Origin of the sequence: Mesorhizobium sp. M0276, assembly GCF_040321755.1 — a bacterium.
Taxonomy (GTDB): Bacteria; Pseudomonadota; Alphaproteobacteria; order Rhizobiales; family Rhizobiaceae; genus Mesorhizobium.
In genome coordinates this window covers 1-17,583 of record NZ_JAMYSC010000092.1, presented here as the reverse complement: position 1 = coordinate 17,583, position 17,583 = coordinate 1, and the positions used below count along the sequence as shown (strand labels likewise).

16 protein-coding genes and 2 pseudogenes are annotated in these 17,583 nt (G+C 61.0%); 14 read left to right on the top strand and 4 right to left on the bottom strand.

All coding sequences use genetic code 11. The annotated features are described in order from the left end of the window. Positions 1 to 404 precede the first annotated feature (404 nt). Together NKJ01_RS34160 and NKJ01_RS34155 are read right to left on the bottom strand one after the other, a co-directional pair. Positions 405 to 1,610 (bottom strand): beta-ketoacyl-[acyl-carrier-protein] synthase family protein, encoded by a 1,206-nt coding sequence (locus tag NKJ01_RS34160; RefSeq protein ID WP_352734857.1) that lies wholly within the window; start codon positions 1,608 to 1,610, stop codon positions 405 to 407. Continuing rightward, positions 1,611 to 1,886, bottom strand: coding sequence for an acyl carrier protein (locus NKJ01_RS34155; RefSeq protein ID WP_352595639.1), 276 nt, complete (start codon positions 1,884 to 1,886; stop codon positions 1,611 to 1,613). Positions 1,887 to 2,461: 575 nt separating this feature from the next. Here NKJ01_RS34155 and NKJ01_RS34150 point away from each other — a divergent pair. Next, positions 2,462 to 2,563 (top strand): annotated as a pseudogene (locus NKJ01_RS34150) (LysR family transcriptional regulator); the annotation flags it as partial. A 97-nt stretch (positions 2,564 to 2,660) separates the two neighbouring features. Beyond that, positions 2,661 to 3,981: pseudogene (locus tag NKJ01_RS34145) on the top strand (IS1380 family transposase). 459 nt (positions 3,982 to 4,440) lie between these two features. Here NKJ01_RS34145 and NKJ01_RS34140 read toward each other — a convergent pair. Next, entirely contained in the window at positions 4,441 to 4,830 is a 390-nt protein-coding gene (locus tag NKJ01_RS34140; protein WP_352654555.1) for a hypothetical protein, read from the bottom strand. 308 nt (positions 4,831 to 5,138) lie between these two features. Between NKJ01_RS34140 and NKJ01_RS34135 the strand changes: the two genes are divergently transcribed. From NKJ01_RS34135 to queE, 4 genes are all read left to right on the top strand, one after another. Further along, positions 5,139 to 5,339 (top strand): hypothetical protein, encoded by a 201-nt coding sequence (locus NKJ01_RS34135; RefSeq protein WP_352734854.1) that lies wholly within the window; start codon positions 5,139 to 5,141, stop codon positions 5,337 to 5,339. A gap of 61 nt (positions 5,340 to 5,400) precedes the next feature. Beyond that, entirely contained in the window at positions 5,401 to 6,099 is a 699-nt protein-coding gene (queC, locus tag NKJ01_RS34130) for a 7-cyano-7-deazaguanine synthase QueC (RefSeq protein ID WP_352734852.1), read from the top strand. Continuing rightward, on the top strand, positions 6,099 to 6,455 hold the full coding sequence (queD, locus tag NKJ01_RS34125; protein ID WP_023673552.1) for a 6-carboxytetrahydropterin synthase QueD: 357 nt from the start codon (positions 6,099 to 6,101) through the stop codon (positions 6,453 to 6,455). Before queC ends, queD begins: the two co-directional genes overlap by 1 nt. Continuing rightward, entirely contained in the window at positions 6,452 to 7,186 is a 735-nt protein-coding gene (queE, locus tag NKJ01_RS34120) for a 7-carboxy-7-deazaguanine synthase QueE (protein WP_352654553.1), read from the top strand. Before queD ends, queE begins: the two co-directional genes overlap by 4 nt. A gap of 237 nt (positions 7,187 to 7,423) precedes the next feature. On the opposite strand, the gene hemN is transcribed toward queE, so the two are convergent. Further along, positions 7,424 to 8,773, bottom strand: coding sequence for an oxygen-independent coproporphyrinogen III oxidase (gene hemN, locus NKJ01_RS34115; RefSeq protein WP_352734859.1), 1,350 nt, complete (start codon positions 8,771 to 8,773; stop codon positions 7,424 to 7,426). A 154-nt stretch (positions 8,774 to 8,927) separates the two neighbouring features. Here hemN and NKJ01_RS34110 point away from each other — a divergent pair, with 154 nt between their 5' ends. From NKJ01_RS34110 to NKJ01_RS34075, 8 genes are all read left to right on the top strand, one after another. After that, on the top strand, positions 8,928 to 9,674 hold the full coding sequence (locus NKJ01_RS34110) for a Crp/Fnr family transcriptional regulator (RefSeq protein ID WP_023766606.1): 747 nt from the start codon (positions 8,928 to 8,930) through the stop codon (positions 9,672 to 9,674). 551 nt (positions 9,675 to 10,225) lie between these two features. Continuing rightward, positions 10,226 to 11,836 (top strand): cytochrome-c oxidase, cbb3-type subunit I, encoded by a 1,611-nt coding sequence (gene ccoN, locus NKJ01_RS34105; RefSeq protein WP_352734850.1) that lies wholly within the window; start codon positions 10,226 to 10,228, stop codon positions 11,834 to 11,836. 11 nt (positions 11,837 to 11,847) lie between these two features. Further along, positions 11,848 to 12,579 (top strand): cytochrome-c oxidase, cbb3-type subunit II, encoded by a 732-nt coding sequence (gene ccoO / locus NKJ01_RS34100; RefSeq protein WP_023766609.1) that lies wholly within the window; start codon positions 11,848 to 11,850, stop codon positions 12,577 to 12,579. Between the two features lie 11 nt (positions 12,580 to 12,590). Further along, positions 12,591 to 12,740, top strand: coding sequence for a CcoQ/FixQ family Cbb3-type cytochrome c oxidase assembly chaperone (locus tag NKJ01_RS34095; RefSeq protein WP_023766610.1), 150 nt, complete (start codon positions 12,591 to 12,593; stop codon positions 12,738 to 12,740). Between the two features lie 2 nt (positions 12,741 to 12,742). Continuing rightward, positions 12,743 to 13,606: a cytochrome-c oxidase, cbb3-type subunit III gene (gene ccoP / locus NKJ01_RS34090; protein ID WP_352734848.1), complete on the top strand. Its 864-nt coding sequence runs from the start codon at positions 12,743 to 12,745 to the stop codon at positions 13,604 to 13,606. Positions 13,607 to 13,735: 129 nt separating this feature from the next. Continuing rightward, positions 13,736 to 15,295, top strand: coding sequence for a cytochrome c oxidase accessory protein CcoG (ccoG, locus tag NKJ01_RS34085; protein WP_352734846.1), 1,560 nt, complete (start codon positions 13,736 to 13,738; stop codon positions 15,293 to 15,295). Further along, entirely contained in the window at positions 15,292 to 15,789 is a 498-nt protein-coding gene (locus tag NKJ01_RS34080; protein ID WP_352734844.1) for a FixH family protein, read from the top strand. The genes ccoG and NKJ01_RS34080 overlap by 4 nt, the downstream gene beginning before the upstream one ends. Next, on the top strand, positions 15,786 to 17,583 hold a 1,798-nt coding region (locus tag NKJ01_RS34075), incomplete at its 3' end, for a heavy metal translocating P-type ATPase (protein ID WP_352734843.1). The genes NKJ01_RS34080 and NKJ01_RS34075, both read left to right, overlap by 4 nt.

Sequence of the window (17,583 nt, the reverse complement as noted above, 5' to 3'; positions counted from 1 at the left end):
ATCTGGAGGCCAGCACGACGGCGCGCTTCGAAGCGTCGGCCAAGACAGGCAAGGTCCGCAGGTTCAAGGAGTTCGTTGACGGCGCCCGCGACGCGGCCGGGCCGGCAGCACTCAGGCGACTATAACGGGCGCAGAGCCGACCCTGCGGCTTCCAGACATTGCCGTGTACAGCTTCAGACCCTCAAGCCGAGCCCGCAGGGCCTCGCTTACCTTTTACGGGGCGGCGGTACGTCCAAGCCGCTTCAACAGTTAAGAATTTCGCAAAGACGATACCCCCGGATCGTCGAGCTTCCGTGCCACTTCCCGCATTCGCCGAGGCGGTCAATGACCCGCCCTTCACAATAGTTATCCGGCAAGCATCTGGATGCGAGAGATAATGTTGCCGGAGGCATCTCTCATGGCTTCTACACCTGCCTGAACGCCAGAACCGCGTTCGTGCCGCCAAAGGCGAAGGAGTTGCTCAGTGCCACGCGCACCTTGCGCTCACGTGCCACATTGGGCGTGACGTCGAGATCGCAATCGGGGTCCAGCTCACGATAATTGGCAGTCGGCGGCACGACGCTCTCACGGATAGCCATCACGCAGGCGATCAACTCGAGCGCGCCGGACGCGCCGAGGCAATGCGCGTGCATGGACTTGGTAGAAGAAATGGACATTGAGAAGGCGTGCTGACCGAAGACGCGCTTGATCGCCGCCGTCTCGATCTGGTCGTTGGCCTTGGTGCCGGTGCCGTGCGCGTTGAGATAGTCGACATCCTCGGCGTCCAGCCTGGCATCGGCAAGGCAGGCCCGCATTGCTGCCTCCGGCCCCTCGACAGTCGGCGCGACGATGTCGGACGCATCGGCGGAAAGGCCGGCACCGGCAATTTCGGCAAGGATGGTGGCGCCCCGAGCCAGGGCATGCTCGTAGCTTTCCAGCACCGCCATGCCGGCGCCTTCACCAAGCGACAGGCCCTGGCGATCGGCCGAGAATGGCCGGCAAGTATCGGGCGAAAGCACGCGGATCGCTTCCCATGCCTTCAGCACACCCCATATGAGCGGCGCTTCGCTGCCGCCGGCAAGCATCACGTCGGCCCGGCCGTGCCTGATCTGGTCCACCGCGCAGGCAATCGCATGGTTTGCCGAGGAACAGGCGGACGTGACGCCGAAGACCGGCCCGCGCAGGCCGAGACTCATGCTGACCTGGCCGGCAGCGGCACCCGGCATCGCCTTGGGTACAGTCAAGAGAGCGGCACGCTTACCGCCCAGAAGGATGGCGCGGTAGGTTTGCTCGATCGCATCCCACCCGCAGCCGCCAACGCCCACCGTCGCACCGAAGCGATAGCTATTTCCGTCTTTGGAGGAAAGTCCGGCCTGACGCATGGCTTCGCGCGCCGCAAGCACAGCGAGCAGGCTGAAGCGGTCCATGGAGATGAGTTGCTTGCCGTCGATGTCATGCTCCGGCAGCGCTTTGATCTCGGCACCGATCCTGACCCTCAATTCATGGAGCTCGGAGTTGACGATTGGGCCGATGGCGGAGCGGCCTTCTCGCATCTCTGTCCAAATGGCGGCGGCGTTGGTCCCAAGCCCGCAAATCCCGCCAATCCCAGTAATCACGACGCGCCTGTCCATTCACACCCCCTTAGCGAGCAAGCTGCGCACGGCTTCCACCATGTCCCCAACATTCTGGAGATCCGACCATGCCTCGGCCGTATTCATCTCGATCTCGATGCCGTAGGCCTGCTCCAGGTCCCAGAGAACGTCCGCCAATCCCAGTGAATCGATACCGAGCGAAGTCAGTCTCGTGGCAGCCGTTATCTCGCCGCCTGTGGCAGGCGCTATGCCGCCCTCCGACGCGGCGCGTTTCTTGATCATGGCGATTATTTCGTTGGCGAGTTGATCTGCCATCTTGTTCCTTTCCAGCTTGCGTTTTCGGCGTCGTTCAAAACCCGAGTCGCGTCGCGTTGCCAAAATTGCCCCTCATAGAGCCTGTGCGACCGACCAAGCCCAATGCCCATAGGAACCGGACGAGCTCCGGCTTCTGCGGCGTCAGCCCGATGACGAAGAAGAGTCGCCGGCCTCCCGGTTTTGCGCCAGCACATCAAGAATCTGCGTGTAAATGGATAGGAACCGTCGTCAAACGTCAGCTAAACGCTGCGACGGTGGGTGCTGTCAGCGTATTCACTCGGCACCTCATATGTAATCGAGATGTTTCATAGCTCCGGACCAGCTGCGATCAACTATTGTACCGGTCCGCCATTCGTCGGAGAGTTCGACATGATCGGAGCGCTGCCTCTCATTCCCAGTACAATCCCCACCGCACGCGACAGATTTCCTATTTCGGGCTCTTCTCAAGGGACTTGCCACGCGATACAGGCAGTGATCGGCGCACGTGAGGTCCTGCCAAGTCCATGCGACATTCCGGAAAATTGGTAAAATCGTTTGTTTCAATCAAATTCATCCACGCTATGGATAGCTAAGACATGCGTTTCAAAGGGCTCGATCTGAATCTTCTCGTCGTTCTCGACACGCTGCTGAGCGAGCGCGGCCTCACGGCGGCGGCACGCCGCATCAACCTAACCAAATTCATGGGGGTTGGTGGATGTGGCGCAAGCCGTTGAAATGACGTAGGATTTGGTTGCTTAAGCCGATCCGAACCATTTCCCGGAGACCACACCCACCATGAACGATCTTGCGCTGCCGCTGAGCGGTTTGTCATCAGTCGGCGGCAAGTCCGTCGTCGCCCGTTTCGACGGCGGCATGCTGTCGTCCAACAGCGGCGTTCTGGCCTTGGCCGAGGTGGAAAAGCGGTTGCGCGTGGCCGAGCGTCTGGCGCGTTGCATCGACGATCCGCGCTGCCCGGACCAGGTCGTCCACAGCCTGGCGGACATGATCGGCTTTCGCATGAAGATGATCGCCGCCGGCTACGAGGACGGCAACGACGCCAATCGGCTGCGCTGCGATCCGGTCTTCAAGATGGCCCAGGATGCGCTGACGTCCGGTCGGGATCTGGCGTCGCAATCGACGATGTGCCGGCTGGAGAACCTGCCCGGCGTGCGGGAGCTGGTCGCGATGGGCGGGCGATGGTCAATCTCTATTGCGCCTCGTTCCGGCAGGTGCCGAAGCGGATCGCACTCGACATTGACGACATCTTCGACGCTGTGCACGGAGGCCAACAGCTTCGCCTGTTCAATGCCCACCATGACGAGTACGGCTTCCAGCCGATCTTAGTGTTCGATGGTGCGGGACGGTTCGTCAGCGCGATCCTGGGACCGGCCGAGCGGGGCTGAGATCCGCCCCCACCTGCGCCGCCTGGTGCGGGCGATCCGGAGCAACTGGCCGAACACCCGGATCCTGCTCGGCGGCGATAGCCATTATTGCAACCCGCAGGTCATCGACTGGTGCTGCGCCAACGACGTCGACTTCATCTTTGGCCTCGCGCCCACCACGACCCTGCGCAAGCATGTCGCGGATCTGGAGGCCAGCACGACAGCACGCTTGGAAGCGTCGGCCAAGACAGGCAAGGTCCGCATGTTCAAGGAGCTCGTTGACGGCGCCGCCAGCTGGAGCCGCGTCGAGCGCATCATCGCGCGGGTCGAGGTCGGCGCCCAAGGTGCCGATACCCGCTTCATCGTCACCAACCTTGCAGGTGGCAAGGCCAAGGCGCTCTACGAGAATGTCTACTGTCGGCGCGGCGCGGCCGAGAACCACATCAAGTCGTAGAAGACGCATCTCGCCGCCAGCCGCACCTCCTGCACAGAGCGACGGCTTCCGGCTGTTTCTGCATGCCGGCGCCTACTGGCTCATGTGGGCTTGCGCGCCGCGATGCCGAAACGCTCGAGCTTTGCAGTCGCCCAATTCGAGATGCTGCGACTGCGCCTCATCAAGATCGCCGCGCGTGGTCGAGATGAAAACCCAAATCCGCCTGCACCTGCCGACATCCTGCCCGGACCAGCGCATCCTGCGCATCGTCCTCAGTCGCATCCCGCGACTCGCGACATGAACGATGGGGCGCAGACCTCCCGAAACAAACCCGCTGATCGCAACCTGCAAACCCCCGCCTGCCATCACGACGGAGCAATCCCGGCGCCTGACGAGGCGCGTGGAAAAGCACCGCAACGGCGACCACAGCGTCGCTTCAGGCCGTCAAAAGCTTATCGCCGTGCATCAAGGCGGCTAGATGGCAACGAGGCTTATGCCGCCCGTGCATCGCAGCTAACATATGCATGAGGGGTCGTCCCTTCAAAATACTTGATACATTTGCGCTTGCGTAGCTCCTTGCATGCGCTCGATGCCAGGAGGAGACCTCTGTTCTAAACGCTCGCATCGATGCAACGCCGTTGACACCATCATCGGGCGACCGCTTTGCCGCGGCCGCCGCAGCCCTTTTCGAGCATGACGATCATGCCGGCGCCATCGCAATGATGCACTTGCAAATTCAGAGATGCATTCTGGCCAAATGCTAGGTGCCCAGCATATGTCCGGCATCCCGCAACGCCGCTACGAAGAGACGGGCATTGCCGTTGGCATCCATCTTGGCCTGCATCGACAGGGGCATCCTGTGCCAGCTCTCCAAGGCCGCAATGTAATGTGAGAACATACCGTTAACGATGCAATAGTGGGTAACTAGGCCGTGTCCGTCTAACGCCAGCACGCCGAATTGGCCGCCGTGATATCGGATGGCTGCGACCCGCTGGACCTGCGCGTCACCGTCGATCCGCACGTCGAAAAGCAGGATGCCGCGGCTCCTGGTGGCTATCTCGGCGGCTTTTTCAGCGAAGCTCAACGAGAGCGAGCGGACGCTTTCGACTGCCATGTGTAAAACCATCAAGTTCAGTTCATCCACTGCCATAAGGTACCTGTGCGCAAGACATGGGTGATTGCAATCGACGACACCGCTTGTTCACAGATGTCGGCTCACGACCGGTTATTCAGGGTTCGCCGGTCATCCATTGAGGGCGTGCTCATCAAAATGATCCTGAAGTGGAATGCGCTGCATCTACGAAACGCGAGGAGCAGGCCAGCCAAAGCTGTCGCGACAATTGATCTCATGATCTCATAATCCATCCCGATATCTGGATTTCGGCATCGCTGAACATCCCTGGTAAGTGAGCTGTTTGCGGCAAGCCCATCTCAGCTTTGTACCCCGAAACCGTTGCAATGGCGTCGCTCGGCGCTCGGGACCGCCAGGCTCTGCTCGTCGAGAACTTTGTCCCCGAGAAGCGTTCGACTTTGAGCATTCCGCTGAAGGGTGACGTCTCGCCAGTCCGTGTCCTTGCAGCTCACCGCGAAGGCTTTTTTGCGCATCGCACGCAAGCGCACGAATTGGTCTCCGTTCACTTCACAAAAGGGTTTTCCTGAAGTACTGGAGCGCAGAGAAATCTCCGGTCGCAGCCTACCCGGTTAAAACAAGGACCCAACGATGAAGACTCTCGTCGTCTGCTCCGGCGGATTGGATTCCGTTACTCTTGCCCACAAGGTGGCAGCGGAGCACCAGCTTACCGGCCTGCTATCGTTCGATTACGGCCAACGGCATAGGAAGGAATTGGGCTTCGCCACCCTTTGCGCGGAGCGCCTGAGTGTCCCGCAGCGAATCATCGATATCCACGAGATCGGCGGCGGCCTTTCCGGCTCCGCGCTGACCGACAATGTGGACGTGCCCGACGGGCACTATGCCGAAGACACGATGAAGATAACGGTGGTGCCCAACCGGAACGCCATCATGTTGGCCATTGCCTTCGGCCTCGCCGCAGCGCAAGACGCTGACGCAGTGGCGACGGCCGTGCATGGTGGGGATCATATAGTCTATCCCGATTGCCGTCCGGCCTTCATCGACGCTTTCCAGATGATGCAGGACCACGCGCTCGACGGCTACGCGCAGATTCGCCTTTATGCACCCTATGTGAACCTGACGAAGGCGGACATTGTTAGGGATGGAGCCACATACGGCACGCCGTTTGCGCAGACCTGGTCCTGTTACAAGGGCGCCGAGCGTCATTGCGGGAGGTGCGGGACCTGCGTCGAGCGGCGTGAGGCGTTTCACATCGCTGGGCACCCGGACCCAACCCAGTATGAGGACTCCGACTTCTGGCTCGGAGCGCTGCGAAGGACCACCGCGTAATGTTCCGCATCACCAAGGAATTCCACTTCTCAGCCTCGCATCAGCTCACCTCATTGCCACCCGATCACCAATGCGCGCGCCTGCACGGACATAACTACATCGTCGAAGTGGAGCTTTCAGCGGATGGACTGGACGATCACGGCTTCGTGCGCGACTACCACGACTTGGCGCCATTCAAACGCTACATCGACGAGAGCTTCGACCATCGACATCTCAACGACGTGCTGGGACACGAGCAAGTCACGGCGGAATATCTGGCCAGACATTTCTACGACTGGTGCAAGGCACGCCTGAGCGAAACCGCGGCCGTGCGGGTGAGCGAAACGCCGAAAACCTGGGCGGAATACCGGCCATGACGAATACTCATCCCGCAATCCGCGTTAGCGAGATTTTCGGGCCGACGATCCAGGGCGAGGGCGTGCTCATAGGTTTGCCGACGATCTTCGTCAGAACCGGCGGGTGTGACTATCGCTGTTCCTGGTGCGACAGCCTCCATGCTGTGGACAATCAATTCCGCCATGAATGGGAGATGATGTCCGTTGGCGCGGTGTGGAAAAATGTGCTTGCCCTTTCCGGTGGCCGCCCGCTGATGGTGTCGCTATCAGGCGGCAATCCGGCCATCCAGCCGCTCGGCGCGCTCATCGACCGGGGCCATGGTGACGGTTACCGTTTTGCCCTGGAAACCCAAGGGTCGCTTGCCAGGGACTGGTTTGAGCGGCTTGACGTGCTGATCCTCAGCCCAAAGCCGCCGTCAAGCCAAATGACGACAGATTGGGCCGCTGTCGAGGCGTGCCTCCAGGCGGCACAAGGCAAGCCCCAAGTCGTGCTCAAGCTCATTGTTTTCGACGAAAGGGACTACACCTACGCGAAAGACGCCGCTGCGCAATTTCCGCAACTTCCGATCTATCTGCAGCCCGGCAATCACACGCCGCCACACCCCACAAATGATGACGCGCCTGTCGACCTTGACGGAATATTGAAGCGCATGGAGTGGCTGGTTGACAGCGTGACCCGCGACAGATGGTTCGAGGCCCGCGTGCTACCGCAGCTGCACGTTGTGCTCTGGGGTAACAAGAGAGCCGTCTAAGCCAGGCCCTTTCCACTGGAACTGCGCCGGCAGAATTCGGGTGAACGGGTGGTTCAGGTCGAAGGGAGCTGTCGCCGACAACCATGATCTGACAGGCAGGGCTCGAGCGGACGATATCGTCGCTGCGCCAAGACGCGTCTGGTCCGCTCCGAATCTTGTCTCGATACGACGGTCGCCGATCAACAAACGTACCGCGGTCCACGACGAGTGAGAGCCATGACCGTTCCTCTGCGGTGCTCACACTGCCGCCGAGTGCCTGGCCGTTCCAGTTTCGAAATATTTGTCGAACCTGGCCGCGATGCTTCGGACGAAAGGGCGACTTTCAGCCGGCACAACGAATCTGTCGCCATCAAGTTCAAGCAATCGAACCGCATCGTGGAGGGCCATGGAACTCGACTGAAGGAGGAGCCTCTGGCCGGCTTCGCCGAAGCGTTCCACCAGATCGATCGCCGAGAAGGCGAAGTCGCACATCAGCCGCTCGATGATCCAGCCACGGAGCCGATCGTCGTCCGAAAGCGCGATACCCCGAACAGCGGCCAGCCCGCCATCCGCGACCATGCGTCCGTACTCGGCGGTCCAGGCCATGTTTTGGACGTAGCCCTGGCGAAACTGGCTGATGGATGACGGGCCGAGCCCGATTAAGGTTTCGCAGCAATCGTCAGTGTAACCCTGAAAGTTCCGGTGCAGTGTTCCGGCGCGGGCGGCAAGGGCCAGAGCATCGCCTGGTTTGGCGAAATGGTCGAGCCCGATTGCTTGGTATCCTTGGTCAAGAATAGCGTGGGCTGCCAGTTGTGATTGGGCAAACCGCTCCTCCGGCCCTGGCAACCAGGCCTCATCAATCATGGTCTGATGTTTCTTGAACCACGGCACATGAGCATAGCCAAAAAGCGCTATCCTGTCGGGTTCCAAGGTCAGCGCCTGCGCGACGGTGGAGGAGACGCTCTCCCTCGTCTGGTGCGGCAAGCCGTAGAGCAGGTCTAGATTGACCGATTCGACGCCGCGCGAACGAACACCGTCGACTACCGCTTTCGTCTGCAAAAAGCTCTGCTCGCGGTTGATTGTCTTCTGAACCTTCGGATCGAAGTCCTGGACGCCGAGGCTCGCACGGGTCATGCCGGTTTCGGCAAGCGCATCGAGGCGGGCCTCGTCCGTATCGTTCGGATCGACCTCGACACTGATCGTCGCACCGCCAAGAAAATCGAAATTGTCCCGCAGCACCGTGCCCAGCATCATGATGTCCACGGGCTCCAGCATCGTCGGGGAACCGCCGCCGAAATGAACCGCGCGAACTCGCCCCTTGCCGGCAACAAGGCCGCCAACCGTCGCGATCTCCGCATACAGCGAGCGCAGATAAGCGGCCACCGGCTCGTAGTGGCGCGTCTGTTTGGTATGGCACGCGCAGAACCAGCAGAGCCTGTCGCAATAGGGAATATGCAGGTAAAGCGATATCTCGTCACCACCTTCGAGCGCCTCCAACCAGCCTCGGTAAACGACGGCATCGACCCCCGCATGGAAATGGGGCGCAGTCGGATAACTGGTATAGCGCGGGACGTTCTCGCCAAGTCTGGCAGCTAGCTTTTGTCGCATGTCGTGGTCCACCGTGTTTGCGTCGCCCGAACTGTGGATGCTTGGATGAGCCTAAGCCCTGATTTCGATCAACCTTCAGCACGGACAAACTGCCGCAAGGATTTTTCTACCGTGGATTGCTATCCTGCCCGTACTGGACCGGTAGAGCGATCGAATGACATTACGGCAGGATATTCACAGTTCCGGCATTCCCGTTCTTTGCCTGCCTTGCGAGGCACGGCGCCGCGGTGTCTGTGGCGCGCTCGAGCCAGACGATTTGGCTCAGCTCGCCAAGACGTCGTCGCGGCACAATATCGAGCCGGGGGTCGAACTGATCGGCGACGCCGAGGCGGTCGACTGTTATTCAAACGTGCTTTCAGGCGTGGTGAAGCTCACGAAGAGCCTTTCGGACGGCCGCCAGCAGATCGTCGGTCTCCAGTTCGCGCCGGATTTTCTGGGACGGCCCTTCAAGATGAAAAGTGCGATCAATGCGGAAGCGGCAACAGCTGTCTCGCTATGCTCGTTTCCGAGAGCGGCCATCGAACGGATGATGAAGCAGTCACCCGAATTTGTGCATCGCCTGCTCAAGCAGGCGCTGAACGAACTTGACGAGGCCCGCGAATGGATGGTGACTCTGGGGCGCAAGACCGCACCAGAGAAGGTGGCGAGCTTTCTCCTCATGATTGCCCGGAACATCGACTCCAATGTTGACCCGGCGGCTAGGTCGGCGTGCTTCGAGCTGCCGATGACGCGTGCCGACATATCTGATTTCCTTGGCATCACAAACGAGACCGTGAGCCGTCAGCTGACCAGCCTGAGAATGGACGGCGTGATTCGGATCGAGAACAACCGCCGCGTCACCGTGGACAGCATGAGCCGGCTGGAACGGCGCTGCGGCGGCCGAGGCGCAATAGCCGTTTGAATGACACGAAGCTGCATGGCCCACGCCACTTACTTCATTCGGGGCAGGGCATGCTCGCGTTGGGCTCAGAAGACATCGCGTAGCGACAGCCCGTTCTCCATCCGATCGTATACGCCAGTTGCGTTTCGGCTCGTCGGCGAAGCATCCACACTTGGCCGAAGTCAATATGCCTCATACGCAGGCGAAAATCGCCGTCTCCCCAAACCATAAATGTCGCGAAGGCAGCGCAACGCTGGCGCTGGCTGTTCCAAGGCATTGAAACGATCGACGTTCGGTAAGGCATCGGCCTGCTTACCAGCGTCACAGAAGGTGCGCTTCCCCACACGCCCGCGGTCGCCTTCTACCCGGGCCCCGACTGGGGACGCCGGGCCTGTCCATAGACCGTCGGCCGGTGCTGCACTTCCACATTCGACACAGTCTGATCGCACCGAACTCGATGCTGCTCGAAGCAAAATGGTGCGGCTCTGACATGGATCAGGGCGAGCAGGCGACGGCTGCGCAATAAGGCACCGCGGTTTGGCATCCGCCGGAATTGGAAATCGGGGCTTGCGATGAAATTCGGCAAAGAAATCGTGCTTCTAAGCCTGTTCGCATTCGCGGCTTTGGTGGCCGCTGGCGCTGGGGTGGATGAACCCTTTCGCCAGCATATGTGGGTCTTATTCTTCGCCTTGGCTGGCTTCACTGCGATCCTGTTGCGCAACACTGAGTTCAAGCCTGCCGCGCCGATCGACCCGTCCGCTTACATGGACGGGCCAATCCGCTATGGCGCCATCGCCACCATGTTCTGGGGTGTCATCGGCATGCTTGTCGGCGTGGTCATCGCGCTGCAGCTTGCCTATCCCGATCTCAACATCCAGCCCTGGTTCAACTTTGGCCGTTTACGGCCACTGCATACGTCGGGAGTCGTCTTCGCCTTCGGCGGCAACGCGCTGCTCTGCACGTCTCTCTATGTCGTGCAACGCACCTGCCGCGCCCGGCTATTCGGTGGCGATCTCGCCTGGTTCGTGTTCTGGGGTTACCAGCTCTTCATCGTGATGGCAGCGACAGGCTATCTGCTCGGCATCACCGAGAGCCGCGAATATGCGGAACCCGAATGGTATGTGGACATTTGGCTGACCATCGTCTGGGTCGCCTATCTCATCCTGTTCCTCGGCACGATCCTGAAGCGCAAGGAACCCCACATCTACGTCGCCAACTGGTTCTACCTCTCCTTCATCGTCACCATCGCGATGCTGCACGTGGTCAACAACCTGTCGATGCCGGCCTCCTTCCTGGGCTCGAAGAGCTATTCGGCTTTCTCCGGGGTCCAGGACGCTCTGACGCAATGGTGGTATGGCCACAACGCCGTGGGCTTCTTTCTGACCGCCGGCTTTCTCGGCATGATGTATTATTTCGTACCCAAGCAGGCGAACCGGCCGGTCTATTCCTACCGGCTGTCGATCGTCCATTTCTGGGCAATCATCTTTCTCTACATCTGGGCTGGACCCCATCACCTGCACTACACCGCCTTGCCCGATTGGGCGCAGACGCTCGGCATGGTGTTCTCGATCATGCTGTGGATGCCGTCATGGGGCGGCATGATCAATGGCCTGATGACGCTGTCGGGCGCCTGGGACAAGCTCCGCACCGATCCGATCATCCGCATGATGGTGATGGCCATTGCCTTCTACGGCATGTCCACCTTCGAGGGTCCGATGATGTCGATCAAGACGGTCAACTCGCTGTCGCACTATACCGACTGGACCATAGGACACGTCCATTCGGGCGCACTCGGCTGGGTCGGCATGATCTCGTTCGGCGCGATCTACTTTATGGTGCCGAAGCTGTGGAACCGTGAACGACTCTATTCGCTGCGGCTGGTCACCTGGCACTTCTGGCTGGCGACGCTTGGCATCGTTGTCTACGCCGCGGTCATGTGGGTGTCCGGCATCATGCAGGGCCTGATGTGGCGCGAATACGACGAGCAGGGCTTCCTGGTCTATTCCTTCGCCGAAACGGTCGCCGCCATGCACCCCTACTATGTGATGCGCGCCATCGGCGGAGCCATGTACCTGTCCGGCGCCCTGATCATGGCCTGGAACGTCGCCATGACCATCCTGGGCTACCGGCGCGAGGAGGATCCGATGCCCGGCTCCGTTCCCGCCCTCCAGCTTGCGCGATGATGAGACAGAAAATGAGGTTGATGAACAGACACGCGGTCATCGAGAAGAACGCTACACTTCTTCTCCTCGGGTCGCTGCTGGTCGTGACAATCGGCGGCATCGTCGAGATCGCGCCGCTCTTCTACCTCGACAACACGATCGAGAAAGTCGAAGGCATGCGGCCTTACTCGCCGCTCGAACTTGCCGGGCGCAACATCTATGTGCGCGAGGGCTGCTATCTCTGCCACAGCCAGATGATCCGCCCGTTCCGTGACGAGGTTGAGCGCTACGGCCATTACAGCCTGGCGGCCGAGTCGATGTATGACCACCCCTTCCAGTGGGGATCGAAGCGCACCGGACCGGACCTCGCCCGGGTGGGCGACCGCTATTCGAATCTGTGGCAGGTCGAACACCTGACGGATCCACGGAACGTGGTGCCGGAATCGATCATGCCGAGCTATGGCTTTCTGAAGGACACGCCGATCGCGGTGAAGGACTTCTCGACGCATCTGGTCGCAAACAGGCGTGTCGGTGTCCCTTACACCGATGACATGATCGCTAACGCCAATGCCGATCTGATGGCGCAGGCCGATCCCAACGCTGACACGTCCGGCCTCGAGGCCCGCTACCCCAAGGCCAGGATAGGCGATTTCGACGGTGATCCGCAGCAAGTCACCGAAATGGACGCCCTGGTTTCTTATCTCCAGATGCTCGGCACGCTTGTCGATTTCAAGAACTACGATGAGACCGCCGGCTACCGCTGAGGACAATGGCGATGACGTACAATTTCATGCGGGAGTTTGCCGACAGCTGGGGCCTGCTTGCCATGGCTCTTTTCTTCATCGGATCCGTTGCCTTTGCTCTTCGCCCCGGCAGCCGCAGGCAAGCCGGCGAAGCAGCTCAAATTCCTCTGAAGGAGGACTGATCATGAGCAGCGATCACATTGACGAGGTTTCCGGCATCTCGACGACCGGCCATGAATGGGATGGTATCCGCGAGCTGAACAATCCGCTCCCGCGCTGGTGGGTCATCACCTTCTACATCACCATTGTCTGGGCGATCGGTTACACAATTGCCTACCCGGCATGGCCGCTGTTGCACTCCGCGACAAAGGGCGTACTTGGCTATTCCAGCCGCAACGAAGTCAAGAACGAGTTGTCCGCGGCCGAAGCGGCAAAGGGCAAATATGTCGCCGCAATAGAGTCGAAAAGTGTTTCGGAGATTGCTGCGGATGACACGCTGCGCGAATTCGCCGTCGCTGCCGGCGCCGCCGCGTTCAAGGTCAATTGCGTGCAGTGCCACGGTTCCGGCGCCCAGGGGTCCAAGGGCTTCCCCAACCTCAACGATGACGACTGGCTGTGGGGCGGCGAGGTGGACCAAATCCAGCAGACAATCACGCATGGCATCCGCTTCGCCTCCGACCCGGCTACGCGCCTGTCGGAAATGCCGGCCTTTGGCGACATCATCACCGCCGATCAGATCAAACAGGTCAGCACCTACGTTGCCAGCCTGTCCGGCACTGTCGGCGATCAATCGTTGGTCGCGCCCGGCGCCAAGGTCTTCGCCGAAAACTGCGTGGCCTGTCATGGCGACAATGCAAAAGGCAACAAGGAACTCGGCGCTCCAGATCTGACCGACGCCATCTGGCTCTACGGATCTGGCGAAGCGTTCATCGCCGCCCAGGTCACCGCGCCGAAACAGGGCGTGATGCCGGCCTGGGGCGCGCGCCTCGGCGAGATCAAGGTCAAGGAACTGGCGGTCTACATCCATTCGCTTGGCGGCGGAGAATAGGAGCAGAAGCCTATTCTCGTCCTCCCCCTCCCGCCAAGCGACGAGGCCCGGCGCAAGCCGGGCCTCGGCATCATCCAGAACCGATGAGTCGGCTTCCGGCGAAATCGTCGCTGGTGACTGGAGCTTCTCGTGCTTGATAACACGCAAATAGAACGGATCGAACCCACGTCGGTAAACTCCGCCAAGGTGCGTCAGCCAATGTATGCCGCGCGCAAGAAGGTCTTCCCGAAGCGGGCCTCGGGCAGTTTTCGCCAGTTCAAATGGCTGGTGATGGCGGTGACGCTCGGCATCTACTATCTGACGCCGTGGCTGCGCTGGGACCGTGGCCCTTTTGCTCCGGATCAGGCGGTGCTGCTCGATGTCGCCAACCGGCGCTTCTATTTCTTCTTCATCGAGATATGGCCGCAGGAATTTTACTATGTGGCAGGCCTTCTGGTTATGGCCGGCGTTGGACTCTTCCTGATCACGTCGACTGTCGGCCGTGCCTGGTGCGGCTACACATGCCCGCAGACCGTGTGGGTCGATCTGTTTCTGGTCGTCGAGCGGGCCATCGAGGGCGATCGCAACGCACGCATGAAGCTCGATGCCGGTCCCTGGACCAGCCGTAAGGTCGTGCTGCGGGTATCGAAACACGCCATCTGGCTGGTCATAGGCGCGCTGACCGGTGGCGCCTGGATCTTTTATTTCGCCGACGCGCCAAGGCTGCTCGGCGAACTCTTCACCGGTACGGCAGCGCCTGTCGCCTACATCACCGTCGCCGTGCTGACGGCGACGACCTACACGTTCGGCGGGCTGATGCGCGAGCAGGTCTGCACCTATATGTGCCCCTGGCCGCGCGTCCAGGCAGCCATGCTCGACGAGAATTCCCTGACGGTCACCTACAATGACTGGCGCGGCGAACCGCGCACGCGTCATGCCAAGAAGGTCCAGGCCGCCGGACAGCCGGTCGGGGATTGCGTCGACTGCAATGCCTGCGTCGCTGTCTGCCCGATGGGGATCGACATTCGCGATGGCCAGCAGCTCGAATGCATCACCTGCGCGCTCTGCATCGACGCCTGCGACGGCGTCATGGACAAGCTCGGCAAGGAGCGTGGGCTGATCTCCTACGCGACCCTCTCCGGCTACAACGCCAACATGATGTTGGCGACTGCGGGCGGCTCCGGTTCAGTCAATCCGTCGCTCGTCAGAACGGATGACGGCCTGTTTTCAGACAGGGTGGCTCATTTCCATATCCGCAAGATCTTTCGCCCGCGCACCTACGTCTACATGGCCATGTGGTCGCTGATCGGTCTGGGCCTGCTCTATTTGCTGCTGACGCGCGACCGGCTCGAGATCAATGTCTTGCACGACCGCAACCCGCAATTCGTGACGCTGTCCGACGGCTCCATCCGCAATGGCTATACCGTCAAGCTGCTGAACATGATCCCCGAACCAAGAACGGTCATCGTCACCATAGCAGGCTTGCCAGGCGCAGAGATGAGCATCGTTGGTGTCGACCTCCCCGCCGGTCGCTCTTTTGCGATCCAGGTCGAACCCGACCGGCTCAAGATGTTGAAGGTTTTCGTGCGCCTGCCTGCTGCTCAGATCCATGGCGAAGCGCAGACCTTCACACTCCGGGTCGAGGACAAAGCGAGTTTCGAGTCGAACGAATACACCGCCACATTCAACGCGCCGGAGATCGCCAGATGAACGCCACCACGCGAAAGTCCCGCGAATTCACCGGCAGGCACATGTTGGCCATCATCCTCGCCTTTTTCGGCGTGGTCATCGCGGTCAATCTGACGATGGCGACGCTTGCCAACACAAGCTGGACCGGCCTCGTTGTCGAAAACACCTATGTCGCCAGCCAGCAATTCAACAAGAAGGCTGAGGAAGGGCGCGCGCAGGCAGCCCTCGACTGGACCGGCAAGCTGACCATCGCACGGGGCGAGGTCCGCTATGGCCTCACCGACGCCGTCGGCAAGCCGGTTCCCTTGTATACCGTGAAGGTGCTGTTTCGCCATCCCGCCTACGAGAAAGAGGATGAGTCCGTCACGCTCGCCCTCGCTTCGGGCCAGGAGTTTGCAGCACAGCACATGCCGAAGGACGGCGTCTGGATCGTCGAAATCGACGCCGATGCCGGCCTGGCCAGACCTTATCGCGATGTACGCAGGATCATGATCTCCCATGGAGCGCTGCAATGAGCTGTTGTGCACTTGGTGCTGAAATGGCGCTGGATCTGGTCGGCGCCACCTCGGTCCTGCCATCCAGCCAGGAAATCAGGCTGGCCAGCCGATCGCTTGGCGATGATCTTCGTCAGACCGACCTTTCCGTACCGACTGTTCACTGCGGCTCCTGCATCCAGACCATAGAGACGGCGTTGGGGAACCTCGATCACGTCGAGGCCGCTCGCGTCAACCTGTCAACGAAGCGGGTATCGGTCCGGTGGCGCGGGGGCGAGGTTCCACCCTTCGTCACCGTGCTTGAGAGGCTAGGTTATCAAGCTCACCTGTTCGAGACCGAGATCGATGCAAAGGACAAGACGCTCTCGGAGCTTATCCGCGCCGTCGCTGTTGCGGGCTTTGCGGCGGGTAACATCATGCTGCTTTCGGTCTCGGTCTGGTCCGGTGCCGAAGGCGCGACACGCGACCTGTTCCACTGGGTCTCAGCGCTGATTGCCATCCCCGCGCTCGCGTTTGCCGGCGGCACCTTCTTCCGCTCGGCCTGGAATGCGTTGCGCCACAGTCGCATGAACATGGACGTGCCGATCGCGGTGGGGGTCTCGCTCGCTTACGCAATGAGCCTCTACGAGACGATCAACCATGGCGATCACGCCTATTTCGACGCGTCGGTGTCGCTGCTGTTCTTCCTGTTGATCGGCAGGACGCTGGATCACGTCATGCGGGAGCGCGCCCGCACCGCCGTGAAGGGCCTGTCACAGCTGGCCTCGCGTGGCGCTATGGTGCTGCGCGCCGCCGGCGCGCGCGACTACCTGCCGGTTGGCGAGATCGAACCGGGAATGCTGCTGCTGATCGCGGCAGGCGATAGGATACCCGTCGACGGCGAGATCATCCAAGGGGCGTCGGATCTCGACTGCTCGCTGGTTTCCGGCGAGAGCACGCCCCGAAACGTAGCGCCAGGCGAACCCGTGCAGGCTGGCGTGCTCAACCTTACCGGCTCGCTGACGATCAAGGCGACAGCCGCCGCGAAGGATTCGTTCCTGGCGGAAATGGTTCGGCTGATGGAAGCTGCCGAGGGCGGCCGGGCACATTATCGCCGGATCGCCGATCGCGTTTCAGCGCTTTATGCCCCCGTGGTTCATCTTACCGCCTTCGTGACGTTCCTCGGCTGGATGGCGGCGAGCGGCGACTGGCATCGGGCGATGACCATCGCCATTGCCGTTCTCATCATCACATGCCCATGCGCGCTCGGCCTCGCCGTGCCGATCGTTCAGGTGGTCGCCGCGCGGCGCCTGTTCGAGAACGGCATCATGGTCAAGGACGGTTCGGCCATGGAGCGCCTGGCGACGATCGATGCCGCGGTGTTCGACAAGACCGGAACGCTCACACTCGGAAAGCCCCGGCTCGTCAATGCATCGTCGATCGATCCGGCCATGCTGGCCATTGCAGCCGACATGGCGGCGCATTCGCGCCACCCGTTTTCAAGAGCCATAGCCGGCTTTGCCGCGCCTGGCAGGCAGCGCAAATTCGATGCCGTCACCGAGCACCCGGGATTCGGCATCGAGGCCGCTGCCGCCGGAAACATCTGGCGGCTGGGTCGACGCGGATGGGCTGGATGGAAAGCCCGCACCGGCGGCGAAGGCCGACACGGCTATGGCGGGACGGTTCTGACGAAAGACGGGATCATCGTCGCGACCTTCGATTTCGAGGATGCGCCGCGTGCCGACGCCAGGGCAGCGATCGAGCGATTGAAGGATGCCGGGGTGTCGGTGCGGATGCTGTCGGGGGATACGGCGGCCGCCTGCGGCGAAGTCTCGA